Source organism: Amycolatopsis coloradensis (assembly GCF_001953865.1).
GTDB classification, from domain to species: Bacteria; Actinomycetota; Actinomycetes; order Mycobacteriales; family Pseudonocardiaceae; genus Amycolatopsis; species Amycolatopsis coloradensis.
In genome coordinates this window covers 312,578-338,363 of the sequence record NZ_MQUQ01000001.1, presented here as the reverse complement: position 1 = coordinate 338,363, position 25,786 = coordinate 312,578, and the positions used below count along the sequence as shown (strand labels likewise).

Annotated in this window: 25 protein-coding genes; 9 read left to right on the top strand and 16 right to left on the bottom strand. The window is 68.5% G+C overall.

All coding sequences use genetic code 11. From position 1 onward, the window contains the following. Positions 1-93: 93 nt before the first annotated feature. The 3 genes from BS329_RS43750 to ctaD form a co-directional block, all read right to left on the bottom strand. Positions 94-249, bottom strand: coding sequence for a hypothetical protein (locus tag BS329_RS43750; protein ID WP_167479978.1), 156 nt, complete (start codon positions 247-249; stop codon positions 94-96). A gap of 382 nt (positions 250-631) precedes the next feature. Continuing rightward, a complete protein-coding gene (locus BS329_RS01635; RefSeq protein WP_076155014.1) occupies positions 632-844 on the bottom strand; it encodes a DUF3072 domain-containing protein in 213 nt (70 codons plus the stop codon). 558 nt (positions 845-1,402) lie between these two features. Then, entirely contained in the window at positions 1,403-3,175 is a 1,773-nt protein-coding gene (gene ctaD, locus BS329_RS01630) for an aa3-type cytochrome oxidase subunit I (RefSeq protein WP_076155013.1), read from the bottom strand. A gap of 144 nt (positions 3,176-3,319) precedes the next feature. On the opposite strand from ctaD, the gene BS329_RS01625 reads away from it, so the two are divergent. Continuing rightward, positions 3,320-3,874, top strand: a complete 555-nt coding sequence (locus BS329_RS01625; RefSeq protein WP_076155130.1) for a hemerythrin domain-containing protein — start codon at positions 3,320-3,322, stop codon at positions 3,872-3,874. Between the two features lie 123 nt (positions 3,875-3,997). Here BS329_RS01625 and BS329_RS01620 read toward each other — a convergent pair whose 3' ends face one another. The 5 genes from BS329_RS01620 to BS329_RS01600 are packed head-to-tail and all read right to left on the bottom strand — an operon-like array spanning position 3,998 to position 9,266. Beyond that, positions 3,998-4,867 (bottom strand): Gfo/Idh/MocA family protein, encoded by an 870-nt coding sequence (locus BS329_RS01620; protein WP_076155011.1) that lies wholly within the window; start codon positions 4,865-4,867, stop codon positions 3,998-4,000. Beyond that, the gene (locus tag BS329_RS01615) at positions 4,864-6,069 is read right to left on the bottom strand and encodes an ROK family transcriptional regulator (RefSeq protein WP_244196990.1); all 1,206 of its coding nucleotides are present in this window, start codon (positions 6,067-6,069) and stop codon (positions 4,864-4,866) included. Before BS329_RS01615 ends, BS329_RS01620 begins: the two co-directional genes overlap by 4 nt. After that, positions 6,053-6,919 carry a carbohydrate ABC transporter permease gene (locus BS329_RS01610; protein WP_076155009.1) on the bottom strand — a complete coding sequence of 289 codons (867 nt, stop codon included), beginning with the start codon at positions 6,917-6,919 and terminating at the stop codon, positions 6,053-6,055. Before BS329_RS01610 ends, BS329_RS01615 begins: the two co-directional genes overlap by 17 nt. After that, the gene (locus BS329_RS01605) at positions 6,916-7,875 is read right to left on the bottom strand and encodes a carbohydrate ABC transporter permease (protein ID WP_208619123.1); all 960 of its coding nucleotides are present in this window, start codon (positions 7,873-7,875) and stop codon (positions 6,916-6,918) included. Before BS329_RS01605 ends, BS329_RS01610 begins: the two co-directional genes overlap by 4 nt. A 5-nt stretch (positions 7,876-7,880) precedes the next feature. After that, a complete protein-coding gene (locus tag BS329_RS01600; RefSeq protein WP_076155006.1) occupies positions 7,881-9,266 on the bottom strand; it encodes an ABC transporter substrate-binding protein in 1,386 nt (461 codons plus the stop codon). Positions 9,267-9,378: 112 nt separating this feature from the next. Between BS329_RS01600 and BS329_RS01595 the strand changes: the two genes are divergently transcribed. The 6 genes from BS329_RS01595 to BS329_RS01570 are packed head-to-tail and all read left to right on the top strand — an operon-like array spanning position 9,379 to position 16,562. After that, positions 9,379-10,428, top strand: coding sequence for a zinc-binding dehydrogenase (locus BS329_RS01595; protein ID WP_076155005.1), 1,050 nt, complete (start codon positions 9,379-9,381; stop codon positions 10,426-10,428). Between the two features lie 3 nt (positions 10,429-10,431). Next, complete coding sequence (locus BS329_RS01590) at positions 10,432-11,229, top strand: sugar phosphate isomerase/epimerase family protein (RefSeq protein ID WP_076155003.1); 798 nt, start codon at positions 10,432-10,434, stop codon at positions 11,227-11,229. Then, the gene (locus BS329_RS01585; protein WP_076155002.1) at positions 11,226-12,512 is read left to right on the top strand and encodes an MGH1-like glycoside hydrolase domain-containing protein; all 1,287 of its coding nucleotides are present in this window, start codon (positions 11,226-11,228) and stop codon (positions 12,510-12,512) included. Before BS329_RS01590 ends, BS329_RS01585 begins: the two co-directional genes overlap by 4 nt. 1 nt (position 12,513) lies before the next feature. Next, a complete protein-coding gene (locus BS329_RS01580; protein ID WP_076155000.1) occupies positions 12,514-14,394 on the top strand; it encodes an amylo-alpha-1,6-glucosidase in 1,881 nt (626 codons plus the stop codon). A 52-nt stretch (positions 14,395-14,446) separates the two neighbouring features. Beyond that, positions 14,447-15,472 carry a Gfo/Idh/MocA family protein gene (locus tag BS329_RS01575; RefSeq protein WP_076154998.1) on the top strand — a complete coding sequence of 342 codons (1,026 nt, stop codon included), beginning with the start codon at positions 14,447-14,449 and terminating at the stop codon, positions 15,470-15,472. After that, positions 15,459-16,562, top strand: a complete 1,104-nt coding sequence (locus BS329_RS01570) for a zinc-dependent alcohol dehydrogenase (RefSeq protein ID WP_076154997.1) — start codon at positions 15,459-15,461, stop codon at positions 16,560-16,562. The genes BS329_RS01575 and BS329_RS01570 overlap by 14 nt, the downstream gene beginning before the upstream one ends. Before the next feature lie 292 nt (positions 16,563-16,854). Here the strand turns inward: BS329_RS01570 and BS329_RS01565 are convergent, their stop codons facing one another. The 4 genes from BS329_RS01565 to BS329_RS01555 all read right to left on the bottom strand — a co-directional run bounded on the left by BS329_RS01565 (position 16,855) and on the right by BS329_RS01555 (position 19,705). Then, positions 16,855-18,057 (bottom strand): glycosyltransferase, encoded by a 1,203-nt coding sequence (locus BS329_RS01565; protein ID WP_076154995.1) that lies wholly within the window; start codon positions 18,055-18,057, stop codon positions 16,855-16,857. Beyond that, positions 18,054-19,073: a glucosyl-3-phosphoglycerate synthase gene (locus BS329_RS01560; RefSeq protein WP_076154993.1), complete on the bottom strand. Its 1,020-nt coding sequence runs from the start codon at positions 19,071-19,073 to the stop codon at positions 18,054-18,056. Before BS329_RS01560 ends, BS329_RS01565 begins: the two co-directional genes overlap by 4 nt. A gap of 223 nt (positions 19,074-19,296) precedes the next feature. Then, the gene (locus BS329_RS43245) at positions 19,297-19,449 is read right to left on the bottom strand and encodes a hypothetical protein (RefSeq protein ID WP_158075740.1); all 153 of its coding nucleotides are present in this window, start codon (positions 19,447-19,449) and stop codon (positions 19,297-19,299) included. A 52-nt stretch (positions 19,450-19,501) separates the two neighbouring features. Further along, on the bottom strand, positions 19,502-19,705 hold the full coding sequence (locus tag BS329_RS01555) for a hypothetical protein (protein ID WP_208619121.1): 204 nt from the start codon (positions 19,703-19,705) through the stop codon (positions 19,502-19,504). Positions 19,706-19,844: 139 nt separating this feature from the next. Here BS329_RS01555 and BS329_RS01550 point away from each other — a divergent pair, with 139 nt between their 5' ends. Next, positions 19,845-20,321, top strand: a complete 477-nt coding sequence (locus BS329_RS01550) for a DUF4383 domain-containing protein (protein ID WP_076154990.1) — start codon at positions 19,845-19,847, stop codon at positions 20,319-20,321. A gap of 278 nt (positions 20,322-20,599) precedes the next feature. On the opposite strand, the gene BS329_RS01545 is transcribed toward BS329_RS01550, so the two are convergent. After that, positions 20,600-21,736 (bottom strand): terpene synthase family protein, encoded by a 1,137-nt coding sequence (locus tag BS329_RS01545; RefSeq protein WP_208619120.1) that lies wholly within the window; start codon positions 21,734-21,736, stop codon positions 20,600-20,602. Between the two features lie 256 nt (positions 21,737-21,992). Between BS329_RS01545 and BS329_RS01540 the strand changes: the two genes are divergently transcribed. Continuing rightward, on the top strand, positions 21,993-22,184 hold the full coding sequence (locus BS329_RS01540) for a P-loop NTPase family protein (RefSeq protein WP_143252789.1): 192 nt from the start codon (positions 21,993-21,995) through the stop codon (positions 22,182-22,184). A 185-nt stretch (positions 22,185-22,369) separates the two neighbouring features. Here BS329_RS01540 and BS329_RS01535 read toward each other — a convergent pair whose 3' ends face one another. The 3 genes from BS329_RS01535 to BS329_RS01525 all read right to left on the bottom strand — a co-directional run bounded on the left by BS329_RS01535 (position 22,370) and on the right by BS329_RS01525 (position 25,732). Beyond that, positions 22,370-23,008, bottom strand: coding sequence for a hypothetical protein (locus tag BS329_RS01535; RefSeq protein WP_143252788.1), 639 nt, complete (start codon positions 23,006-23,008; stop codon positions 22,370-22,372). Positions 23,009-23,482: 474 nt separating this feature from the next. Further along, positions 23,483-25,069, bottom strand: coding sequence for a non-homologous end-joining DNA ligase (gene ligD, locus BS329_RS01530; protein WP_076154986.1), 1,587 nt, complete (start codon positions 25,067-25,069; stop codon positions 23,483-23,485). A gap of 384 nt (positions 25,070-25,453) precedes the next feature. Further along, positions 25,454-25,732: a DUF3892 domain-containing protein gene (locus tag BS329_RS01525; protein WP_076154984.1), complete on the bottom strand. Its 279-nt coding sequence runs from the start codon at positions 25,730-25,732 to the stop codon at positions 25,454-25,456. Between the last annotated feature and the right edge of the window lie 54 nt (positions 25,733-25,786).

Below are 25,786 nucleotides of genomic sequence, written 5' to 3'. Positions count from 1 at the left end.
GTCACTGATCGAGGGCCCCAGGCGTTTCGACGGCGCTGCCAACCGGAACCGCTACCGTTCGCGCGGGCGAGTGTCCGTGCTCAACAGGCCGACTCACAATTGAGTCGACAGCCAGATCGCCATCCACAACAGGCATCCCAGCGCTCCGCCGACGCCGAAGGCGAGCAGCATTCGCCGGACGGCGGCGATGTTGCCTGCCCTTCCGGTTGTTTCGGTCATCCCCACGTGCGCGCTGGCTATCTGGGTCATGCACCTGGACTTCCCCGCCGAACCACGCCCTACACCTGAATCACCGTTTACGGTGAGGCTGATGGTGCGTGCGATGTCCCGCTGGTCTCCCCCGTGGACGCCGAGATCGATGTAATAGCCGGTGTCGCTGATCGGTAACGGCTGCTGGATGCGGTGCCGCCGCGGCGGCACCCCGTGCCCAGGCCCTTGGGGTGTTCGCGGCGGCAGCGACTCGGTCGTGGACCGGACACCAGAGAAGTCGTCGCCGGAGTACTTGCTGTGACAACACTGTCGGTGTCTGTTTCGTTCGCGATGGCGGTCGAGCCCGTGCCGCGCCCTGGCTCACTGCTCACAGCTTTGCATCCTGAGCCGGGACGGACACGTCAAAGACTCTTCCTGCGCGTTACTGCCCGCGACCAGTCTGGTTCTGGAGTTGATCGATCAACTTTGACGCTTGTGCCTTGGTCAAGTTCTCCGGGACGGTTTCGCCCGCCTCCTGGGCGAGTGTGCCCAGATAGGAACGCTGCGGTCCGGTCATCGGCTCGTCGCCGGTCGCCCAGTCTTCGCGGGGTTTCTCCGGACTCGGAGTGTCGCTCGGCTGCGTGTTGTCACTCATCTGATGTTCCTTCGGCTGGGCACACACGGTCGTGCGGTGGATACCCAGTCAGGGGCGAAAACACACCTCCAAGCGGTATGGACGGCAAGATCGAATCCCATGCTCGCGTACTCTCCGCACGTGGCGGGTGGATCGTGGCTGAGGCGCCAGGGCACGATGCCGTCGCGACAGCAGCCGGAGAATCTTTGGCATCGTGAGCAGGACGTGTTCACGGGCGAGGCGCGGTCGGGGTGGTGTCACTGGCGCCTGCGCCCGGTACCGCAGGCCCACGGACAAGGCGCGTGGACGTCCTGGCGATCACACCCCCCGGGGCACCGGATGGCGGCGGGCCGCCGCGGACGCGATGGCGCCGAGGGCGATCACGCCGATGGTGAGGCCGAGATGCAGCCGGTTGTCGAGCAGGAACACCGCACCGACAATGGCGGCATCTCCTCGGGCTCGATGACGGAACGGTCTCTGCCCCGCTGTACCAGTTCGTGTCCCCGTCGATCCATGCGATGACCGCATCACGGAAAGAATGTCACTGATGTCCGGCAGGTGAATTCGTCGCGGCGCGACTCAGCGGCCCCTGGGGTCGCTTCCCGGACCTTGGTCGTCCGGCTGGGTGGCCGCGGCGGCGAGTTCGGCCGGGTCCGCGACGTCCTTCGGATGTCCCGGACCGCGGTGGGCCTCCGCGCGTATACGTTCGATCATGTGCGGATAGTGCAGTTCGAAGGCGGGGCGTTCGGAGCGGACGCGGGGCAGGTCGAAAAAGTTGTGCCGCGGCGGCGGGCTGGTGGTGGCCCATTCCAGTGAGTTGCCGAATCCCCACGGGTCGTCGACGTCGACCGGTTCGCCGTAACGGTAACTTTTGACCACGTTCCAGAGGAACGGCAATACCGACAGTCCGAGCAAGAACGCGCCGATCGTCGAGACCATGTGCATGCCGGTGAACTGATCACTGTGCAGATAGTCTGCGTAGCGCCGTGGCATGCCGGCGTTGCCGAGCCAGTGCTGGACGAGGAACGTCGTGTGGAAGCCGAGGAACGTGGTCCAGAAATGCCATTTCGCGAGCCGTTCGTCGAGCATCCGGCCGGTCATCTTGGGGAACCAGAAGTAGATCCCGGCGAAGGTGGCGAACACGATGGTGCCGAACAGCACGTAGTGGAAGTGCGCGACCACGAAATAGCTGTCGTGCACATGAAAATCGAGCGGCGGGGAGGCGAGGATGATCCCGGTCAACCCGCCGAGCAGGAACGTCACCATGAACCCGACCGACCACAGCATCGGCGATTCGAAGGTCAGCTGTCCCTTCCACATGGTGCCGATCCAGTTGAAGAACTTGATCCCGGTCGGCACCGCGATGAGGAACGTCATGATCGAGAAGAACGGGAGCAGGACGGCGCCGGTGGCGAACATGTGGTGCGCCCACACCGCGATCGACAGCGCGGTGATCGAGATCGTCGCGAACACCATGGTCTTGTAGCCGAACAACGGTTTCCGGCTGAACACCGGAATGATCTCCGTGACGATGCCGAAATACGGCAACGCGACGATGTAGACCTCCGGGTGGCCGAAGAACCAGAACAGGTGCTGCCACAGGATCACCCCGCCGTTGGCCGGGTCGAAGACGTGCGCCCCGAGATGCCGGTCGGCCATCAAGCCGAACAGCGCCGCGGTCAGGATCGGGAACGCCAGCAGGATCAAGATACTGGTGAACAGGATGTTCCAGGTGAAGATCGGCATTCGCCACATCAGCATTCCCGGGCAGCGCAGGCAGACGATCGTGGTGATCATGTTGACCGCGCCCAGGATCGTCCCCAGTCCGGTCACTATCAGCCCGGCGATCCAGAGGTCACCGCCGACACCCGGGCTGTGCACGGCGGTCGACAGCGGGGTGTAGGCGGTCCAGCCGAAGTCCGGCGGTCCGCCGGGTGTCAGATAGCCGCTTAGCACGACCATCGCGCCGAACAGGTAGAGCCAATAGGAGAAAGCGTTCAACCGCGGAAACGCCACGTCCGGCGAGCCGATTTGCAGCGGTACCAGGAAATTGGCGAAGGCGAAGACGTTCGGCGTCGCGTAGAGCAGCAACATGATGGTGCCGTGCATGGTGAACAACTGGTTGTACTGCTCCGGGGAAAGGAATTGCAGGCCCGGCCGCGCCAGTTCGCCCCGCATCAGCAGCGCCGTGAGCCCGCCGATCAGGAAGAACCCGAACGACGTGACCATGTACAGCACGCCGATCGTCTTCGGATCGGTCGTCCTCATCAGCTTCAACAGGGTGTTTCCCCGCTTGCCTGACTGGCGAGGTGGGTGCTGGACCGGTGCGGCCCGTGCCGGCGTCTGGGTCATGGAACTACCTGTCCTTCGTCCCGGGGCGTCGCACGCGTGTACCCGGGTTTTTCGGCTTTCACACCTTCGCGGTGAGGTGTGCAGCAGGGTGATCCGGGAACCCTTCGGCAACCGGACATCCAACCCCGGACAAAGGAGAAGATGATGCCCGACAACGAAAACGAGGACGTCATCGCCCTGTTGCACCGGCAACACGACGAAATCCGGCAGTTGTTCACCGACCTGGAGACCGCGGAGGGAGAACGGCGCCGGGACCTGTTCCGTGACCTCGTCCGGCTGCTCGCGGTGCACGAAACCGCCGAAGAAGAGGTGATCCACCCGGAAGTGCGCCGCCTGCGGGGTGGCGAACATGTCGTCGAAGCCCGCGTGGGGGAAGAACACCGCGCCAAGCGATTGCTCGTCACCCTGACCGAGATCGGCCCGGAGGCCGAGGGCTTCGACACCTTGCTCGTCCAACTGCGCGAAGACGTTCTCGCGCACGCCGAACACGAAGAAAAGGAGGAATTCCCCCTGCTCCGGGCGGCACACGGGCCGGACCGGCTCCGCGCCATGGCCGCGACCGTCCGAGTGGCGGAGGCGATTGCTCCGACCCGGCCCCATCCCGGAGTGGAGAGCGCGACGGCGAACTTTCTGCTCGGCCCGCCCGTCGCGATCATGGACCGGGCCCGAGACGCCATCCGCGACGTCCTCGGCCGCTGAATCTCACGGCCGGTCAGGACCCATTCGGCTCTCTGGTCCTGACCGGCGTCGTAGGTGTCGTACAGAGCGGGGGCACGGTGCGAGTCCGCCGTGGGCTTCGGGCTCCACCGGGTAGGTGCATCGTCAGCGAGGTGGCTGAGCCCGGTCCAGTAGTTCCTGCAGCCGTAGTCCGTGCCACACGTCCAAGGCCGGAGGCCGCCCGGAGCGGACGGCGGCGGCGAACTCCCTCCGCAGAACCGGCCAGCATTCGGCGTGGTCAAGTTCGGCGGTGTCGTAGTGGAGCTGGCCGTCGGGCCCGAACAGGTCCACGACTGTGCTCGCGCGCCGCAGGCCGATGGAACCGGAGAGGGAGGCCTGGCTGACCACCCCGTTCTCGTGCTCACAGGTCAGTTCCAGCCAGTGGCGCGGATCCCCGGTGCCGCGGAGTGAGGCGATGGGACCCACCGCGGCTTCGAGCAGGTCGAGCAGATGCGGTCCCAGATCCAGCAACGCGCCGTGTTCCAAACGCCAGGACGTCGCTTGCTCGCCACCGAGAAAAGCTCCGTGCAGATAGCAGGAACGCGCACCGGTGGCGGTGAAGGTGGCGGCCCGTTCGAGGAAGTCCCGGGTCCGCGGGTGGTAGCGCTTGGTGAGAACCAGTTGCGACACCACCCCGGCTTCCCCGACGGCCTCGGCCACCCGGCGGGCGTCCGGCACGGTCAGCGCCACCGGCTTTTCCAGGAGCAGCGCCTTTCCCCGGTTCGCGGCGCGCACCGCCAGCACCGCTTGCACCGAGGGCGGCACGGCGAACGCGACGGCCTCGCAATGATCGAGCAGTTCGTCGAACGAGGCGACGGGAACGCTCCCGTGCGCTTTCGCGAGGGTCTCGGCGGCTTCCCGCCGGCGGGTCCACACCGCGGCGAGCGTGGTCTCCGGCCCCTTGGCCAGCGTCGGCGCGTGCATCGCCCCCGCCCACGGCCCCGCTCCGGCAAGCCCCACCGCGAGCGGTTTCATGCTTCGAGCGCGTTCATCAGTTCGAGCCGCTGGTCCACCTCGGCCGGTGAATACACGGAGTCCACCACCAGCGCGCTCAGACCGAGTACTCCGGCACGGTCACCGAGAGCGCTGGTCACCACTTCGAGGTTCCGCGTCGCTCTCGGCAGCGCACGCTGGTACAGCACCTCCCTGACTCCGGTGACGAACTGGGTGCCGGCGAGATCCCCGGCCAGCACGAGCACCTGAGGATTCACCAGACTGATCACCGTGCTCAGGACGACGCCCACCAGTTGCCCGGCTTCCCTCGCCAGCGCGGCGGCTTCGGGCCCGCCCTCCGTCAGCCGCGAGACGAATTCGCGGCCCGACGCGGCGGGAATCCCGGCGGCGGTGAGACGTTCGGCCAGCGCGGCACCGCTGGCCAGCGCGGCGAGGCAGCCGGAGGCACCGCACATGCACCGGGCTTGAGAGGTGGCGTCGACGCGGATGTGCCCGATGTCCCCGGCGCCACCGTCGATGCCGCGGTACACCGAACCGTCCAGGACCAGCCCGGCCCCGATTCCCGTGGCCACCTTCACCAGCACGAGTGACGGGCAGTCCGGGTAGGTGCTCGTGTACTCGCCGAAGGCCATGGCGTTGGCGTCGTTGTCCACCAGCACCGGCACGTTCCATCGCCGCCGCAGGGAATCGGCGATCGGGAAACCGTCCCAGCCCGGCATGATCGGCGGCTGGTGCACGACGCCGGTGGTGAACTCCACCGGGCCGGGCACGCCGATGCCCAGCCCGCGTACTTGGTCGTCGGCGTGCCCCGACCGCCGCAGCACTATGCGGAGTTCGCCGTCCACCCAGTCCAGTACCGGCTCCGGGCCGTCACCGATGTGCAACGGCATGACCGAATCGGCCAACAGGGCGCCGGCGAGGTCGAAAACCGCGAGCCGGGCGTGGGTGGCGCCGAGATCCGCGGCGAGCACCACCCCGTGCCGGTGGTTGAACTCCAGTCTCGACGGCGGACGGCCTCCGGTGGAGGTCGTCACCCCGTTGGCGTGCAGCAGCCCGGCGTCCCGCAAGGCGTCCAGCCGCTGCCCCACGGTGGACCTGGCCAAGCCGGTCCGCCGCTGGAGTTCCGCGCGGGTGGTGGCCCGGCCCGTCCGTACCAGCCACAGCAGGTGTCCCGCCGAATGCTGCGACGATCCGGCCGGTGGCCGGTCAACCCTTGTCAGCACCGCTGGTCAGCCCTTCGGTCAGCATCCGTTGCGCAGCGTAGAACAACAGCACGATGGGGACGGTCAAGAGCACCGAGCCCGCCATCAGCACGGTCTTCGGCACCTCGATGCCTCCCGAGAGCTGCGCCAGCCCGAGTGAGACCGTCCACTTCGAACGGTCCGCCACCAGGAAGAGGAGAGCGAACAGGAACTCGTTCCACGCGATCATGAAAACGTACAGTGCGTTGGCCATGATCGCCGGAGCGGCCAGCGGAACGGTGACCCGCCACAGCACCTGCCCGCGGGAACAGCCGTCGATCGCGGCCGCCTCTTCCACGCTCTCCGGGATCGTGGACAGGTAGTTGCGCAGCATGTAGATGGAGACCGGGATGGTCTGCGCGATGTAGACGATGGTCAGCCCGATCAGGGAGTCGCGCAGGCCCAGCTTGGTGAACAGCACGAACAGCGGCACCGCCAGCAGGATCGCCGGGAACAGGTAGACCGCCAGGAAGAGGAAGTGCACCTGCCGGTGCCCGGTGAACCGGAGCCGGGTGACCGCGTAGGCGCCGGGGATCGACACGGCCAGGGTGAGGAGCACCGTGCCGACCGAGACCAGTGCCGAGTTCACCAGCAGCGCCAGCATGCCCTGCCCACCGGACTCCTGGGAGACCAGGACCTCCTCATAGGTCGCGGTGGTCCAGTCGGCCACGCTCACCCACAGCGCGCCGGGATCGCGCAGCAGGTCCTCGATCGGCCGGATCGACAGCAAGACCATGTAGTAGAAGGGGAACAGGGTCATCAGCGCGAGTGCGGCGAGCACGACCCAGCGCAGGACCCCGAAAATCCTGGTCTCGATGGCGTCGCGGTTCATGACCTGGACTCCGGCTTCGGGGCGAAGAACTTCAGGTAGACCGCGAGGAACACCAGCAGCACCGCCGCCAGGGCGAGTGCCTGCGCCGAGGCGGCGCCCACGTCGAACCGTGCGGTGATGAAGTCGTAGACGCGCACGCTGGCCACGTCCGTGCCCGCGCCGCCGCCGGTGAGCAGGTAGACGTCGTCGAACTTGGTGAAGTTCATGACGAACCGCAACATCGCCAGCAGCGCCATCACACCGGCCAGTTGCGGCAGCAGGATGTGCCGGAATCGCTGGGTGGGGGTGGCTCCGTCGACGCGGGCGGCCTCTTCCAAGTCCGCCGGTACCGCCTGCAGCCGCGCCAGCAGGAAGAGGAAGGCGAACGGGAAGTACCGCCAGCCTTCGAACACGATGACCGTCAGCAACGCCACCGGCACCGGGATCTCCAAGCCCAGCAAGGAGATCGTGGTCTCCCGCTGGGTGAGGAAGGCGATCGGCCGGTCCCAGCCGAGCAGCCGGGTACCCCATTCGTTGATCACCCCGTACTGCGGGCTGAGCATCACTTCCCAGACGAAAGCCACCGCCACCACCGGCGCGACGTATGGCAGCAGCATCGTTCCGCGCAGGAAAGCCCGGCCACGGAACGGTTTCCGCAACGCCAGCGCCGCGACGAGCCCGAGTCCGAGCGCCAGCACCGTGCCACCGATCGCGTAGGCCAGCGTGGTGGCCACCGAGCTCCAGAAGCCCGGTGAGCCGAACACGGTGACGAAGTTGTGCAGGGTGTAGCGCTCGAACAGGCCGGTCTCGCGGACGTTGATCAGCCGGATGCGCTGGAAGGCCAGCACCAGCGTCCACAGCATCGGCAGGACCACGATCGCCAGCACCACCAGCAAGGTGGGTGAGATCAGGGCCAGACCGGCCCGGTTCTCCTGCTGCCGCAGCGTACGGCCGCCCTTCGGACGAGTTCTCCGCACGCCGCTCACCTCAGCGAAGTCTGAATGGAACGGACCTCTTCCGCGGCCTCTTCGGCGGCTTCGCCCGGCTCGGTGCCCCCGAGCATCGCGTCGACCGCCTTCGGCACCGGCATTTCCGCCAGCGTGGCTCCCATCAGCAACCCCTGTCCCTGGTCGAATCCCCAGCGGCGGAACCGTTCCGGGCTTTCCCGGAGCGCGCGCAGGACTTCCGGTGGATAGATCTCGGCCAGCGGTCGTTTGGTGTCCACGCCCGCCGGAAGCCGTTCCCACGCGTCGAGGAAGCGCTCCGGATCGGACGGATCACCGCGGCGGGCGGGGATCTTCCCCTCCGGGGCCATCCCCAGCCAGTCGACGTAGGCCTGGTTCTCCATCATGTACTGGACGAATCGCTGGGCCTCCTCGCGTTTTCCGCCCACCGGCACCGTCCACGAGGTGAGCTCGCCGTACTGCGCGGGTTCGGCCGCCGTCCCGGCGATCGCGCTGACCACCCCGCTGTTGCGGGCCAGGAAGCCGGGATCGCCGACGCATTCCGCGCAGGCGGGCAAGGCGTCTTCGCGCAGTCCGCCGAGTTCGTCGAGCAGGAACGAAGACCAGACGATCATCGCCGACCTGCCGGCGAAGTAGGTGGCCCTGGTGCTGTCGACGTCCTGCGCGCCGGGCGGGGAGTAGCGGGCCGCCAGCTCACCGAGGAACCGGAAGGTCTCGCGGCACGGTGGTGCGTCGAGCCCGATCGCGCCGTCCGCGGTCACCAGATCGCAGCCGTTGGCGACGGCGAAACCCTCGAAGGCCTGACCGGTGGCCGCGTCGTTGGCCGCGGTCGCCAACGAGATTCCGGTGAGGCGATCCCGCGAGAGCGCCGCCGCGGCCCGGCTGATCCGCTCATAGGTGTCCGGCGGAGCCAGCCCGGCGGCGGCGAACAGATCCTTGCGGTAGACGAGAAGCTGTGTCCAGCCGTCGGAGGGCACGGCCAGCTGCCGATCCCGGTCACGGGTCAGCTCCAGCGCGCGGCGCGAGAACGTGCCCGTGCCGAGCCGGTCGACCACGGCCTGGACCGCGCCCGCGTCCAGCAGCTCGTTGCCCGCCAGCTGCCAGATCGTGGTCAACGGCAGCGCGCCCATCACGTCGGGCAGCTTCCCGGCCGCCGCCGAGGACATCACGAGCTGACTGAACTGGTTCTCGTCCACTGCCACCAGCTCGACCGGGATACCGGTCCGCTCGGTGAACCCCGCGGCGAGTCGCTCGGTGACCCGGACCCGGTCCGGGAGGTTCTCCATGCTCCACACCACGAGTGGCGAGCCGGATTCGCCGGAATCCCCGCCGCAGCCGGTGAGCAGGCTCGTTCCCACCAGCGCGGTCAGCACCATGGCCGCGGCCCGCCGGGTGATCGACATCGGCCCTCCTGCGGTTTCGACTGCTGTGAAGCCTTTCACCCCCACTTATGTATGGCAAGCGGTCATAAGTGGGTATAGTTTCGTTCCTATGCGTTCAGAAGAGGAGCGTGCTGTGTCTCGTGTCGTCCAATTCACCGGGCCCCGACAGGTCGAACTCGCCGAGGTGCCTCCGGAACCTGTCGGTACCGGGCAGGTGCGGGTCCGGACCCGGTTCTCCGGTATTTCGGCGGGCACCGAGCTGACGGCCTATCGCGGCACCAACCCCTACCTCACGCGTTCCTGGGATCCGGAGCGACGGCTGTTCACCTCGGCGGCCGTGCCGGGCCAGCGCTATCCCGTCGTCGGGTGGGGCTATTCCGAGGTCGGCGAGGTCATCGAAGTCGCCCGTGACGTCCAAGACCTCGGCGGTCCCCGGGTCGGTGACACGGTGTGGGGAATCTGGGGACATCGCAGTGAGGCCGTCCTGCCCGCGGAAAAGGTCCGTCCGGTGCCGGACGGGGTGGACCCGCTGGCCGCTTCGTTCGCCAGGGTCGGCGCGGTCGCGCTGAACGCGGTGCTGGCCGCGGACATGCACCTCGGCGAGGTGGTCGCGGTGTTCGGCCAGGGCGTCATCGGGCTGCTCGCCACCCAGATGGCGCACCGAAGCGGGGCCGAGGTGATCGCGGTGGACGCGCTGGCGCCCCGGCGGGCCGCGGCGCTGAAGGCAGGCGCGGCACTCGGCCTGGACCCGGTGACCGATCTGGTCGCGGAGCGGGTCCGCGAGTACAGCGGAGGCTCCGGCGCCGACGTCGCCGTCGAACTCAGCGGCTCGTACCTGGCGTTGCACGAGGCCATCCGCACGGTGGCGCCCGGCGGCCGGGTGGTGGCCGCCGGTTTCTACCAGGACGAGGGACGGGGACTACGGCTCGGCGAGGAGTTCCACCACAACCGGGTGGAACTGGTCAGCTCGCAGATCGGCGGGGTGCTGGCCCGGCTCTCCGGCCGGTGGGACCAGGCCAGGCTGAACGACACCTTCCTGCGGCTCTGTGCACAGGGGCTGCTGGATCCGGCCTCGCTGGTCACCCATCAGCTGCCGCCGTCGCGCGTCGCGGAGGCGTACGAGGTCCTCGACGCCTCGCCCGCCGACGCCTTGCAGATCGTGCTCGATTTCGACCAGGAGTAGGACTTGTCACGCTTCGCCTGCCAGGAACAGCTCCTTCCGGGAGCCACACTGGAAGAGAAATGGGAGTTCGCCGTCGGTGCCGGCTTCCAGGCCATCGAACTGCGAGGGCGTGGTGGGTTCGCCTTCCGTGATCGCCTGCCCGAACTGCGCAGGGCGGCCGCCGCCGGGGTGGTGATGCCGACGGTGTGCGTGGAAATGGCACATTTCTTCGGTGCCTTCGATCCCGGGCTGCGGGCGGACGCCATCGAGCAGCTGAAATCGCAGTTGTCGGTGATCGCCGAGATCGGCGGCCAGGGGGCGATGACGCCGGCCTCGTACGGGATGTTCTCCCGGCGGCTGCCGCCCTTCGAACCACCGCGCGACGAAGCGGGTGACCGGGAAGTGCTGCTCGCCGGCCTCGCCGAACTGGGCGAGCACGCCGCCGCCGAAGGTGTCCGGCTCTATCTCGAGCCGCTCAACCGGTACGAGGACCACATGGTCAACCGGCTGGAGCAGGCCGCGGACCTGATCGAGGCCACCGGGCTGGATTCGATCCGGATCGCCGCCGACACCTACCACATGAACATCGAGGAGGACGATCCGGCGACCGCGCTGCTGCGCGCCGCCCGGTACGTGGGACACGTGCACGTCAGCGAGTCGAACCGGGCCCAGCCCGGTACCGGGCACATCGACTGGCCGGCGGTACTGGCCGCGCTGACCGCCACCGGCTACGACGGCTATCTCGTGCTGGAATGCCGTCTCCGGGGCGAGGCCGCCGCCGCGCTCGGCGAGGTGCCCACGTTCCTCCGGCGCGCGTCGTGACGGCGGCGCTGCACCGGCGCGCCGGCCACGTCCTCCTGGCGAACTGGCGCGGCCAGTCCACCGTGCCGGCCGCCGGTCTCTATCCCCATCAATGGAGCTGGGACTCGGCGTTCATCGCACTCGGCCTGCGGCACCTGTCGCCGCTGCGGGCGCAGAGGGAACTCGAGGCGCTTTTCGGGGCCCAGTGGCCGGACGGCCGGGTGCCGCACATCGTCTTCGACCGGATCGTTCCGGCGGTGGCGTACTTTCCCGGACCGGAGTTCTGGCGGTCCGAGAGGGAAACCGGCCCTCGGCACCCGGCGACGTCCGGGCTGATCCAACCGCCGGTCCACGCGCTGGCGGCGTGGAAGACCTTCCTCGCCGACCCGGGCCTGGCACGGACACGGGGGTTCCTGCCCAGGCTGTACCCACGCCTGCGGGCCTGGCACGCGTACCTCACCGGCCGTCGCGCGTTCGGTTCGCGTGGGCTGGTTTCCATCGTGCACCCGTGGGAGTCCGGAATGGACAACAGCCCGGCGTGGGACGTGCCGCTGTCGAGAGTGCGCCCGGTGCCTCCGGACCGGTTCACCCGCCGTGACCTCGGCCATGCGAGAGAGGCGGAGCGGCCGACCGACGACGACTACGGACGCTACGTCCGCCTGGCCGCCGCCTACCGCGATCACGGATACGCCGACGAGCTGTCCAGGCACGCCTTCGCGGTGGAAGATCCGCTGACCAACGCGTTGCTCGCCGCTTCCGAACAGGCGATGTCCGAGATCGCGGCCGAGGTCGGCGCGGATCCGGAGCCCCATGCCGCGGAACTGGAACGGCTGCGAGAGGCACTGGTTAACGGGCTCTTCGACGGGGGCGACGGCGTCTTCCACGCCCACGACGTCCACAGTGGACTCCCGCTGCGAAGCGGCAGCATCGCCGGGCTGACCCCCTTGGTGGTGCCGGGTCTCCCCGTCGCCGACGCGGTGGTGAAGACCGCGCTGGGGGACCGGTTCCGGCTCGGGGAGACCGGGTTGCCGCCGAGCTTCGACCTGACCGACCCGTTGTTCGAGGCACACCGCTACTGGCGGGGCGCGGTCTGGTTCAACATCGGCTGGCTGCTCTGGCACGGGCTGCGCCTGCACGGCGCGACCGAGGTGGCGGCCACGGTGCGGAACGCGTTGCTGACAGCCGCCGACAACGCCGGATTCCGTGAGTACGTGGATCCGCTGACCGGCAGCGGGCACGGTGTCCGCGACTTCAGCTGGACCGCGGCGGTCGTGCTGGACCTGCTGACACAGCGGGCGAACTGACGTGACGGAGCCGGTACTGACAGCGGGAACCACCTTCCTGCTCACCGACGAATCCGGGGACGTCCCGCCGGGCCGGACCACGGGCCTGTTCGCCGAGGACACCCGTCACCTCTCGGTCTGGCAGTTGCGCGTGGAGGGGCAGCGACTGGTGCCGTTGTCGGCGCGCCGGGACACCGAAAGCGCGGAAACCGTGCTCGTACCCTCGGCCGCGCGGGGTGGCACACCGCCGTTCGCCGTCTTTCGCACGCAGGCACTCGGGAAGGACGGACTGACCGAGCGGCTGCGCGTCCGGGAACTGCTCGGCCGTCACCAGACCATCGAGTTCGGCTACCGGGCCGAGGCCGACTTCGCCGACCAATTCGAGCTGCGCAGCGACCGGAGTTACGACAAGCCCGGCGGACGGCGCACCGCGGAGGTGACCGACGGCACCACGGTGTTCTCCTACCGGCGGGCGGACTTCGTCAAGGTGACCACCTTGTTCGCCGGAGCCGCCGCGACCGCGGCGCCGGGTGGGCTGCGCCTGCGCGCCGAACTGGCCCCACACGCCGAGGCCGTCTACGAGATCGGCGTCTCGGTCTCCGGTCACCGTCCGCCGTCCACCGCCCGGCTGCGCGCGGCCCGCCGTGCGGTGCACCAAGAGTTCCGTGCCGGGTTCACCTTGCCCGCGATCGGGGATCGGCATCTGCGCGAGGCCGTCCACCGGGGAGTGGAGGACCTCGCGTCGTTGCTGGTACCGGTACCTGGCGTGCCGGGGGCACGGGTCCCGGGCGCGGGAGCACCGTGGTTCCTCACCCTCTTCGGCCGGGACAGCCTCATCACCGCACTCGCCGCGCTGCCCTACGCGCCCGGGCTGGCCGTCACGACGTTGCGCGCGCTGGCCGCCTGTCAGGGCGCCGAACTCCGGCCGGACCGGTGCGAGGAGCCGGGGAAGATCCCGCACGAACTCCGCTCCGGAGAACTGAGCGTGTTCGGCCAGGTGCCCTACTCGCGGTACTACGGCACCGTGGACGCGACCCCGCTTTTCCTGGTCCTGCTGGGAAGACTGCAGGAACGGGGCCTGGCGGGAACGGCCGCCACGGAGCTGGAACCGGCGGCACGGGCCGCCCTCGGGTGGATGGAACGCCACGGTGGCCTCGACAGCCACGGCTATCTGGTCTATCCCACCGACACACCCGGGCTGATCCACCAGTGCTGGAAGGATTCCGCGGACTCGATCGCCTTCTCGACCGGGGAAGCGGCCACCGGCCCCATCGCGGCGGCCGAGGTTCAGGGTTACGCCTACGAAGCGCTCAAGCACACCGCCCGCCTCGCCCGCGAAGTCTGGCGGGACGCTGCGACGGCCGAGCGTCTCGAGAGAGCCGCCGACGACCTCCGCATCCGGTTCCGCACCGATTTCTGGCTCAGCGAAGCGGATTTCCCGGCCATCGCGCTCGACGGCCGATGGCGACGGGTGGACCGGCTCGGCTCGAACGCCGGTCACCTGTTGTGGAGCGGACTGCTGGACCGCCCGCAGGCCGCCGCGGTGGCCCGGCGCCTGTCGGCCAAGGAGTTCTCCAGTGGCTGGGGACTGCGCACGGTGGCCGCCGGACAGCCTGGATATCACCCGCTTTCGTATCACAACGGTGGTGTCTGGCCGCACGACACGGCGCTGGCCATCGCCGGACTCGCCCGCTACGGCTTCACCGCGGAGGCCGCCGCGATGGCCGGGGATCTGCTCGCCGCCGCCGCGCGATTCCAGTACCGGCTGCCGGAGGTGATGGCCGGTTTCGGCCGTGACGAGACTCCGGAACCGGTGCCCTACCCGCATTCGTGTTCACCGCAGGCGTGGGCGGCCGCGGCACCGCTGTTCGTCCTCGACGTGCTCGGAGGCGGGCAGGACTGAGCTTTTCGGAACCGGCGCGGTTGTCTCGTCCGGTGGCGGGTATCCGGAGACGATGACTGTCCATCGACCCCGGGGAGTTGCCGTGGCGGGATGCCGGATCGGTTTTGTGGGTGCGGGTGGGGTGGCCCGGCGGCATGCCGGGATGCTGGCGGAGTTCGACGACACGCGGCTGATCTCGGTGACGGATGTCGATCCGGACCGGGCCCGGTCCTTCGCCACGGATTTCGGGCTTCGTGCGGTTCCCGACGCCCAGGCGGTGCTGGACTCCGGTGTCGACGCCGTTTACGTGTGCGTGCCGCCGTTCGCGCACGGGCCGGTGGAACTCAGGGTGGCCGAAGCCGGCGCGGCCCTGTTCGTGGAGAAGCCGCTCGGCCTGGACGCCGCCACCGCCGAGACGATCGCGGAACGACTGGAGCAGACCGGGGTGGTGGCCTCGGTCGGACACCACTGGCGGTACTCGCCTGCCGTCGGCTGGGCTCGTGAAGTGCTCGCCGACCACGACGTGCGCTTACTGATGGGCGCCTGGCTGGACAAGATCCCTCCGGTGAGCTGGTGGGCGAACCGGAGCCGGTCCGGGGGGCAGGTCATCGAGCAGGCCATCCACGTGCTGGATCTGGCTCGTCTCCTGGTCGGCGAGGTGGCCGAGGTGCACGCCTTCGCCGACGGCAGGCCCCCGGATTCGCCCGGCACAACGGACTTCGACGTCGACGGTGCCACCGTGGCGAACCTGCGGTTCCGCGACGGCGCGGTCGGCACGCTCGCGGCGACCTGTCTTCTGCGCTGGAAACATCGGGCGGGTCTGGAGATCTGCGCGGACGGCTTGGCGCTGACGCTGACCGAGGACGCGCTGGAGATGCGGAACGGGGACGCAGCGCCCCAGATGCGGCCGATCGATCCCGAAGGTGCGAAGCGGGCAGCGGACCGCGCGTTCGTCGACGCCGTGCTCGGTCGCGGGGAAGACCTGCGCACACCGTACTCGGACGCGCTGCGAACCCATCGGCTCGCCTGCGCGATCGCTCGTTCGGCGCGCGAGGGCGCGCCGGTCCGGCTGCCGGAGGCCCACGATGTCCTCCGGTGACCGGGTACTGGTCGTGACCGGCCCGGGGGAGGTGGAACTGCGCACCGAACCGCCGCGTCCGCCGTTGCCCGAGGGCGCCTTCGACGTCCGGACGCTCTACAGTGGACTGTCCGCCGGTACCGATCTGAGTTTCTTCAAGGGCAGCCATCCGCAGCTGCATACTCGCTGGGACAGCGAAACCGGACTGTTCCACCGCGACGGCGCGAATTCCGCGGCGTTCCCGGTGCTGCGATGGGGATACATGCAGACCGGTCTGATCGCCGCCAGCAGAGCACCCGGTTTCGAGGCGGGCACGGTGGTGGCGATGACCTACGGCCACCGCGGCGGGCACCGAGCGGACCCGTTGGCCGAGCGGGCCGTGCCGGTGCCCCCGGACCTCGACCCGGTGCTCGGCATCTACATCGCCCATATGGGCCCGATTTGTGCCAACGGCCTGCTGCATGCGGCGGCGGACGTCCACGGTGGTGATGTCCGCTCCCTCGCCGACGGGGTCCTCGGCAGGCGGGTGGCCGTCACCGGAGCCGGCGTGGTGGGGTTGCTCACCGCCCTGTTCGCCCGGCGCCACGGGGCCGCCGAGGTGGTGCTGGTGGAGACCACCGCGCGTCGCCGGGAGGTCGCCGAGGCGCTGGGCTTCACCACCTTCGACCCGGGCGCGTGCGATCCGGCGGCCGAACTGAAGGCGCGCTGGCGGCACCGGCCCGGCGACCGCGGCGCGGACGTCGTGTTCCAGTGCCGGGGGCAGGCCGAAAGTCTGGCGACCGCGCTCCGGCTCCTGCGACCGCAGGGCACCGTGGTGGATCTGGCGTTCTACCAAAGCGGAGCGGACGCCGTCCGGCTCGGTGAAGAGTTCCATCACAACGGCCTCGCCCTGCGGTGCGCGCAGATCGGGCGCGTGCCACGCGGGCTCGGCCATCTGTGGGACCGTGAACGGCTGTCCGCGGAGACGATCGATCTGCTGCGTGCCGAGGGCCAGGGGATCCGGGACCAGGTCGTCACCGACCTGGTCCCGGTGGAGAAGGCGCCCGAACTGCTCTCCGACCTCGCCGAGCGACGACGGCACGTCCTGCAGGCGGTGTTCACCTTCGACTAGATGAGTGTGAAGTGCGGTCCTGCGGGGAATACCAAAGCGTGTGAAGGCCTTTTTCCTTGCGCCTGGCGCAAGGAAAAAGGCCTTCACACGTCGAACCGCTGATACTTACGCTCCGGCATTGGCCCTGAGCGTAGGCAACGAGGCCTTGCCGCACGGAAACACGGCCATCAGTAGAACGATTGGACTCGGAAAACTTCCTCACAGACAGTCACAGTGCCTACAGAGCTGCACATGATTCACTGATCAACCGTCTAAGGCGTGTCCGGTTGTCCGTGCCGAGGGAGGACGGCGGTCACGCCGGTGCCGCGACCGCCGTTTCCGCCGCCAGCGGGCTGCCGTCGGAGACGGCTGCCCGGTCCAGCACGGTTTCGTACAGCTCCAGATACCGTTCAGCCATCACACTCGGCGCGAAGCGACGGGCCGCCGCGCCCCTGCACGAGGCCGAGGTGAGCGCGGTGGCCGCTCTCAAACCGCGCACCAGCCCGTCCTCGTCGCCGGCGTCCACCAGGAAGCCGGTCCTGGCCTCGTCGATCAACTCCGGCAGGCAACCGCGGCGATAGCCGACCACCGGGGTGCCCAGCGCCAGCGACTCGACCACGGCGGTTCCTCCCGGCTCCTCCCACTCGAGCGGGAACACACTGGCCACCGCGCGGGTGAGCAGTTCGTCGCGTTCCCGCGCGGGCAGGGAACCGACCCAGCGGACACGAACGCCATCGACCCAGGGCCGCACCTCGTCGCACCAATACCGGATATCCGGATTGCTCGCGGCGTCGGGATCCGCGGCCAGCGCCGCGGACAGCTCGGCAGGCCCCCGGTAAGGGCCGACAGGTCCGGCGAGGATCAGGTTCAGCCCCGCCGAACGCGCCAGGCGTGCCGCGATGTGCTGCCCCTTGCCCGGAGTGATCCGGCCCAGCACCGTGAAGTAATCGGCCTTCGCGGGCTGCGGCTTGAGGTGGGCGTCCTCGGCCAGCGGCGTCGCCAACAGCACCGGCCCGAGACTGGCCGCACGCAGCGCTTCGGGCGCCCTGGCCAGCTGCGAGGCGGAAACACCGTTGACGAACATCCGGCCGCCACCGTCGAACGAGCCGTAGAACTCCGGATGTTTGGTCAGATCCCAGTGCAGGGTGTGCAGCACCGGCGGACCGGAGGCACCCATCGCCCCCAGCACCGCCGGGCCGACCGCCTCGAGATGGTCATGCACCAGGTCGATGTCCGCCCGCTCCCGCACTGTCGCGACCACGCGCTGCATATGGGCGGTGGCGCAGCCCATCACCCGGTTGTACGGCCGCTGCAACTGATGGAACTGCGGCTTGTCGTAGGCGGACACGACTTCGTCGACGGGCAGGCCGCCCTCGCCGACGGTGGCCAGCACGACACGCACCCCGCGCCGGCGCAGCTCCGGGACCAAGGTCGCGACGACGTTCTCGATGCCGCCGTATCCGTTGGGCGGGACGGTGAGCCAAGGCCCGGCGTTGATCAGCACTCGCATGGTCATGCCCTCACCGGTACTTTCGCCGCACGCTCTCGCACGGTGGCCAACGGGGGTCTTTCGGGTACTTCGATCTCGTTGAGCACCACCTGGCGTTCCGTGCCCCCGCCGGTGGTGGGGACGTGGCGGAACTGCGCGAGCGTCGCCGTCGCGGCATTCAGACCGTCCCTGCCCTCCCGCGCCAGGCGGGCGAAAGCGGTCAGCATGATCTGCGTCGACATCACCGCGAGCGCCTCGGTCTCTTGATGCCGATGCCGTCTCTGGCCCAGATCCACCTGGGCCAGCGCGTCGAGTCCGGCCCGGTTCAGCAGATCGATGAGCAGCCCGATCTCGACCCCGTACTGAGTGGCGAACGGCACCGACTCCAGCACTTCCCGGCGGCCGGCGTACTCACCGCCCAGCGGCTGGACGAATCCGGCCAGCCGTGGCCAATACAGGTTCAGCAACGGCCGTGCGACCAGTTCGGTGACGCGGCCGCCCCCGTCCGGCTCCACCCGCCCCTGGTGTACCAGCGGGCGGCGATAGCATCCCTTCACGTAGACGATGCCGGGATCGGCCAGCAGCGGCCCGAGCAATCCGGTGACGAACTCCGGCGGACAGCCGATCAGATCGGCGTCGATGAAGGCGACCAAGTCACCCGATGTGGAGGCGAGTCCCTTCCACAGCGCCTCGCCCTTGCCGCGTTGAACACCCAGTTCCGGTAGCGCCTCGTCCTGGCGCACGACGCGGGCTCCCGCCTCGGCGGCCACCCTCGCCGTCGCGTCCGTCGAGCAGGAGTCGACCACGACCAGCTCGTCGATGAGCGGGTACCGGCGCATCAGGGACTCTCGGATCATCTCCACGATCACCCCGACCGTGGCGGCTTCGTTGCGGGCCGGAAGCACGACGCTGATCGTGGTGTCGCCTTTGGCGGCCATCAACCTCGAGGCAGGCCAATCCGCGGCCGTGCTGGTGTGCGAGCGTAGCCAGTCCCGTACGTCGCCGGGCAGTGTCGCGGCGTCGCGAGTCGGTAGGTCGGCCATGTGGTCCTCCAGCGGCAGGCGAGTGGGGCAACTCTCTGGATTTACCCCGTGGTGAAGCGGATACTCCTGACCACCGGAATTGGTGGCCGGGGGGCGAATGCGCCTGGAGGCGTACGCCCGCGCTACGCCGGGCGGAGCCCGCCGAAGGCGATGGCCGATCGACCGGCCGGACCGCGTCGAAGCCGGAAACAGGCGATGGCAAACCGGCACGAACTCGCCACCGTCAAGCCAGTGGCATGCCGCTGCTGTCTTCGTTGCGGTCCTCTATTGATTCGGGGTTCTCGCCCGGATCCTGGTCGCCGAGGGTCGGTTCCGTGTGTTCCTCGTCTTCCTCCATGCTTTCGGCGGTGACGGGGTCGATTTCCGGGGTGCTCATGATTCCCTTCAGCCGAGACCGCGATGGTTCTGCTCGGCGGCGGTCGCCGTGCTCACCCGCGAGCCACCCGTAGGCGGCGGCGCGTTCTCCGGCTGCCGTCGCTGATCCCCGGCCGAAGGTGCATTTCGATGACCGCCGGGCGATCCGCGTGGCCGCGCTCGTAGTCCAAGATCCGCCGGACATCGTCGTCGTCCAGCGCGCGGACGCGATCTGCCAGGGAACCTTGCGGCAGATGGTCGTAGCCAGGAAGGGGCAAGTCCAGAGGCTGTGGCACAAAGCGATTCAAGTCATCCGTCGACGCGAACCAGCCCCCAGGCGATCAGTCCGGAAAGAGTGTGCCTCGACCGGAGGCCGAGCGGATGTTTTCCCGCCGCCGAGATGGGTAAACGCCGCTTATGACTCCAGCACATCCCTCCGCCCGACGGCATCCGCCCCAGAAAGCCGCGGTCGCCGTCGGCGCGGTCTTCCTGGTGATCGGCTTGGCTGGATTCGTCCCGGGCATCACGACCCATTTCGACCTGCTCGAGTTTTCCGGCTCGCATTCAGGCGCACGGTTGTTCGACGTATTCGCCATTTCGGTGCTGCACAACGTCGTGCACTTGGCCTTCGGCGCCATCGGGATTCTGGCGGGAGCCGCTTCGCCAGCAGCGTCCCGCGTGTTCCTCATGGTGGGAGGGGGGATCTACCTGCTCTTGAGCGTCTACGGCCTGGGCACGGCCGACCACCCCGGTGCCAACTTCCTGCCGGTGAACCACGCGGACAACTGGCTGCACCTCGGGCTCGGGGCCGGGATGATCGCTCTGGGTCTCCTCACCACCGCCATCGAGCGCAAGCGAGGCGATTACCCCGAACCCGAGATCCAGCACCAGTGACCATCCGTCCGTGCAAGATGGGCTCGGCCCTCACAGCAGCGGACCCGGCCCCCTCCACGTGTCGCGAAAGCCACTTTCGGAACATCTGATGTCCCGAAAGTGGCTTTCGCGACACGCGGCCACTCGGCATTGGACGCGGCGAAGGACGCCTTCATCCCGTCGCCAGCCTCGCCCACTAACACGGCGGCATCTGACTTACCCTCAATAACAGCCGACAAGGTGGCTCGTGCTGGGCGGGTGTTCTGCGCTGGCAGTCGTGCCCTGTCCCGTCGGGTGTCTCAGGCGAGTCCCCACCACCACGCGATGGCCGGTATCGGCAGGGGACCGGCGCGGTGGGTCGTCGGCTGGTCGGTGCACCCGACGAGGGGGTGCCGGGGGCCTGACTGGGCTGGAATGCCGTCGATGTCGTCGTAGCGTGGTGCCCCGAGTGCCCAGTCGATGTTGCCCCGGATCGCGTGGCCGAGACCTTCCAGATAGCGGTGCAGCGCGCGGCTCGCCGGGCGGCGGGTCCGGCATTCGCGCAGTTGCAGGAAATGGCTCATGACCTGGTCTCGCAGGACATAGGCCTCGTCGACGGCCTGCTCGGTGTCCCAGTCGTGGGCCGCTTTCAGGACGTTGACCAGGTTCTGGTCCGTGTTGGCTTCGTCGGCCTCTTTGGCGTAGGACTGCAAGTCGTTGTCCCACGACGCGACCAGGATCGCCATCTCCGTGAGGCCGCGGACGACGAGGCTGTCCATCTCGGCGGCGGGTACTTCCTCGCCGTTCGCGATTTCCAGCATCGCCAGTGTCGGCGGGCCACCCGCGCTGCCGAGCCGCATCGCGGTGTATTCGCCGAGGCTGGGCATCCGCCCGTGAGCGCGGTTCGCGAGCTGCCACGCGACACCGAACAGCCAGGTGCGGTGGGCGTCGGTGAAACGCCGTACCTGTACCGGGGTCGCGCATCGGTGGAAGTCCCGCCCGATGTCCTGCAGGGCGGTCACGAACCGGTCGTTCTCGCACACCGGGTCCCACGGGGCCTCCAGCGCGCGCTGCATCAGACCGGCCATCGTGAGGAACTCCGACGGGTCGGCACTCAATTCACCGCGTCCGCAGCGGGCATCGTCGAAGGCGAAACCCCAGTACACCCAGTGTGCCGCCACCTCGAGGCTCGCTTCGTCACCTGACGGGGCGAACCGGCAGTAGAATTCGGCGCTGTTGGTGCCGACGAGCCGGGCGCGTTGCCGCTCGTCCCGGTGGAGACGGACGCGGTCGAGCCACCCGACGCAGCGGCTTTCCATGGCGTCGACCGACGGGTGTATTGCGGGTTCGAGAGGGCAGAAGAAGGGGCGCAGGGCGAACTTCGCGCTTTCGCGGCGGGATGCCGGAGCGGGCCCGGCAGTCAGAGGCGCGAGCGCCACTGGCGCGCTGTTGTCCATGCGATTCCTTCCGGCGGCCCGGGAATGGTTCATTCCTGTGAATGACTTCGAATATGATCGTCAGCGTCGCCGAATTCAAGAGCCACGGCCTTTTTCACGGGAATGGGTGTCGGCGTGCACCGGGCGTCGAAGGTATCGGAAACGTTACCCCGCAGGAAAAAGCCCACAGCCGAAAACTGTTCGCAATCCTTTTTCGCGACAGGGCGACCCGAGTCGGGTGAAGTGGCCGGACCGTCGGTTGTGTGCGGTGAAATGGGTGACCGGCAAATCCGCGGTGCTGATGACCTTCACACGCGAACGGGCGAACTCACCCGAGCGAGAGGTGCTGGACGAGCCGCACGGGAATGCCAGTCTGGACGACGAGGGCGCGGGCCTGCTCCGCGCGATCATCCAGCGTACCGCGGCGGACACGGCGGTGGCGGAGCTGATCGACCACCGGGTGCGGTAGTGCCGGTCCGTAGTGGACGACGCACCCATCGCCGAATCGGTCCGGCATGCCCTCGCCGCACTGGTCGGCTTCGCGACCTAATGCGTGCACACCGGGGAAACCTGCCACCGTCGGGCGGGCGGCGCTGACGTGGGAGAGTTCGCGGCCACCGACCCTGTGATCCCTTTCGGGACTGCTTTCAAGGATCAGCCTCGTCGGAGGACCGCTTTGGCTTTGCCGATCACCGGATCGATCAGGTTTCGCGGGTGGAAACCTTTTTGTTTCGGTATGGCGGGTTTCGCGGGGCTGGGAAGTTCGTGGTCCTGCTCATCCGACACTCGCGCGGGTTCCGGGTCCACGGGCAGCTCCCCGGCGATCGCTCCCGTTGCCGCGGGCCGTTGCCGCGGCACCACGGTGTCGGCCCGAGGTTCAGGGTTGTCCGTCGGTGGTGACACCGCAGGGGTGGCTTCGTGGATCGGGGCGGTGTGCGCCGTGGGGTCCGGGCTCGCGGACGGTGGACGCGCGTGCGCGGCGGCCGGCCTGGGTGGCGTGAGTGGTCGCAGTTCGGCACCAGGTCGCGCGGGCCCGGGTGGCCGTTCTCGGTCCGGGGGAGGAGTCCGCAACGGTGCCTGGTCGGCAAGTGCCGCCGGGGTGATCGCCGGGGTCATCAGCGGAGTGTGCGCGGCGTCGGCGTTCGGCAACGCCGGTCCGCGGGCCAGGGGATAGCGCGCGAACACCTCCTCAGCCGGCTCGTGATGTCGAGCGTCGTTCCGCTGGCGGAATCGGACCAGACCGTAACCGCCGAGTAGCCCGAGCAGCCCGGCCAGGCCCCACCACGCTGTCATCGCCATCCTCACTTTCGTCGGTCACCCGTTCTGTCCAGGTTTCCCCCACACGGATCCTCGAACCCGAAATCCCCCGAGTAGGTGAGTCGGCTACCGCGCTAGACGTAGATTCCGTGAAAGTCGTGGAGGCCGTGAGGCGCTGCGACTGTCTATGGAGGAGACTTTTCGAGTCAAAGCGTCCTGTCGGCGGCCGTATGTCCGCACGTCAAGGCCTCGTTGCCCACGCTCAGGGCCAATGCCGGGAACGCAAGGTACAGCGGCTGCGGCTCTCGGACTATCCACAAAGGATGCCAAGGGAGCCCTGCGGGGGTAACCCGTCCAGGTTCTGTCGCCGTCCTCCTGAACGCCCGTCCGACCAGGAGAAACACGTCCGCGCCATCAACCTTCACGATCCTCGCATTGCCCCTCAAGGCAGGCCTCACGGCCTTGGTACGCGCCGAAGGCATTTCACGCGATCCCACGGAATTCACTCTTCTAGAGGTCGGGAAGGTCCTGCTCCACGCCGAGCAACGCCGCGAAGGGGTCGCCGCGTTCGGCCAGCCGGCCGGGCACGTCGCGGATCGTCCACCGATCGGGTGTGAGCCCGGGGTCGTCCAGTTCCTCCCAGTCGAGCGGGACCGATACCGGGGCGCCTGGCCGCGGACGTGCGCTGTAGGGCGCCACGAGTGTCTTGTTGACAGCGTTCTGTGTGTAGTCCAGCCGGGCGCGGCCCTCGCGTTTGTCTTTCGTCCAGGCCCAGCTGACCAGGTCCGGAAGGACCCGGCCGATCGTCTTGGACACGGTTTCCGCCCACTGCCGGGTCTGGGTGAAGGTCAGCCGCGGTCTGATCGGCACCCAGACCTGGATTCCGCGCTGCCCGGTGACTTTCGGCCTGCCGGTCAGGCCGAGATGATCGAGGGCGGTGCGATGCAGCCGCGCCAGCTCCAGCACCTCGTCGAAGGTCGTCGCCGGGCCCGGGTCGATGTCGAACAGCACCCAGGTCGGGTGGTCGACGTCGCCGCCGCGAGAGGTCCAGGCATGCAGTTCCAGCGCACCGTAGTTGGCGAGCCAGGCCAGCGTGGCTATGTCGTCGGCGACGACGTAGCGCCGGGTCTCCCCCTTCTTCGCACGTTCGTTGTGCCAGGTAGTCAACCAGTCCGGGGCGTGGGCGGGGACCTCCTTCTGCCAGAAGCCGGGTTCGGTGACGCCCTGCGGGAAGCGATGAGTGTTGAGCGGCCGGTCGGCCAGGTAGGGCAGCATCGCCGGGCCGACGGTGACGTAGTACCGGATGAGGTCACGCTTCGTGACCGGCTCGCCGTCGCCTGCCGAGGGAAAGAGCACCTTGTCGAGATTGGTCAGGGCCAGGTCCCGCCCGTCGACCGACCACTTTCCCTTCGTGCCGAGATCATCGAGGGCCGCCAGCTCCTCCTCGGTCGCTGCCTGCCAGGTCGTCCTCACGGAGACCTCCGCCTCCGCGGCGGGCCGGTCCCCATGCCACAGTGCGTCAGGTGCGGCAGCGACCTCGTCGTTGGTGCGGCCACTCTTCACCGAACGCGGATGGTCCTCGGCGTTCCATCCGGGCAGGGCGTGGTCATCGCGCTTGTGAAGGAGGAACCAGTGTTCCTTGTCGCCACCGCGATCGGATCGCACCAGTACGAACCGCCCGGTCAGCTTCTCGCCGTCGAGGTCGAAGTGGAGAGTGCCTGCTTCGATCGCGCGGGCCGGGTCGGCCTCGACCGGGTACCAGGTCCCGCGATCCCAGACGATGACGTCGCCGCCGCCGTACTCGCCACGGGGGATCACGCCCTCGAAGTCGGCGTATTCCACCGGGTGATCCTCGACGTGGACGGCCAGGCGCCTGGCCTTCGGGTCCAGCGTCGGTCCCTTCGGCACCGCCCAGCTCACCAGCACACCGTCGAGCTCCAACCGGAAGTCGTAATGCAGCCGCCGCGCCCGGTGCCGCTGGACCACGAAACGGTGCCCGTCCGACGGCGGCGCACCTCCACCCGCCGGTTCCGCGGTGCGGCCGAAGTCGCGCATGTCCTGGTAGCGCCGCAGCTTGCGAGCAGGTGCCGCTGTCATGGCAGGGGAATACCCATTCAGCACGCCGTCTCACCACGGACGGCCATCGGGAACGCGCGGACGCAGTGGCGATGGAGCTGCCTACGGTGTGCGATCTGGATGAGCTGGTACGCCTGTTCGAGTCCGAGGGGCGGCGAGGAACATTCGCTGTCCCAGGACTTTCGTCGGTTTCGGCTGGGTGGTCTGGTGATCGTGATGAAGGGGTGACGCGGCCGTTTTCGCGATCACGCTGGACGCTGCGATCGACGAGTCCGGGCTGTCCTCGGAACGACTTCGGCACCACCTCGCCACCCGTGGTGCGCGAGTGGGATGCCGGGTTGATCGACGCACCCCGTTCCGGCGGCGGCCGGGGTGGGCTGAATCGGAAGCCGCCCGGGGTGTCGTTCAGAAGCGCGGAAGCTCCAGCAGGTTGTTCTTCCAGATGCCGTCCGCCCGCGTGCGCAGGAATTCGGGCCCGAAGGTCGGCTTGATGATCTCCACGGCCACCCGGTGGATTCCTTCGTCGACGTAGGCCTTCCCGTCGTCGTCCTCGATCCACGCCACGATCGCCGAAACGAAACTCTCGCCGGTTTCGCCGCTGCCGGGGTTGGTCCAGCGCAGTTTCGTGATGTTTTCGTGGAACTTCCCACTTTCGAGCCGCGCTGCGATGATCTTGATGGCCATGGTGTTACCTCTTCGGCTGGATGCCCGCTAAGCGAACAGGGGTAATGCTGTACT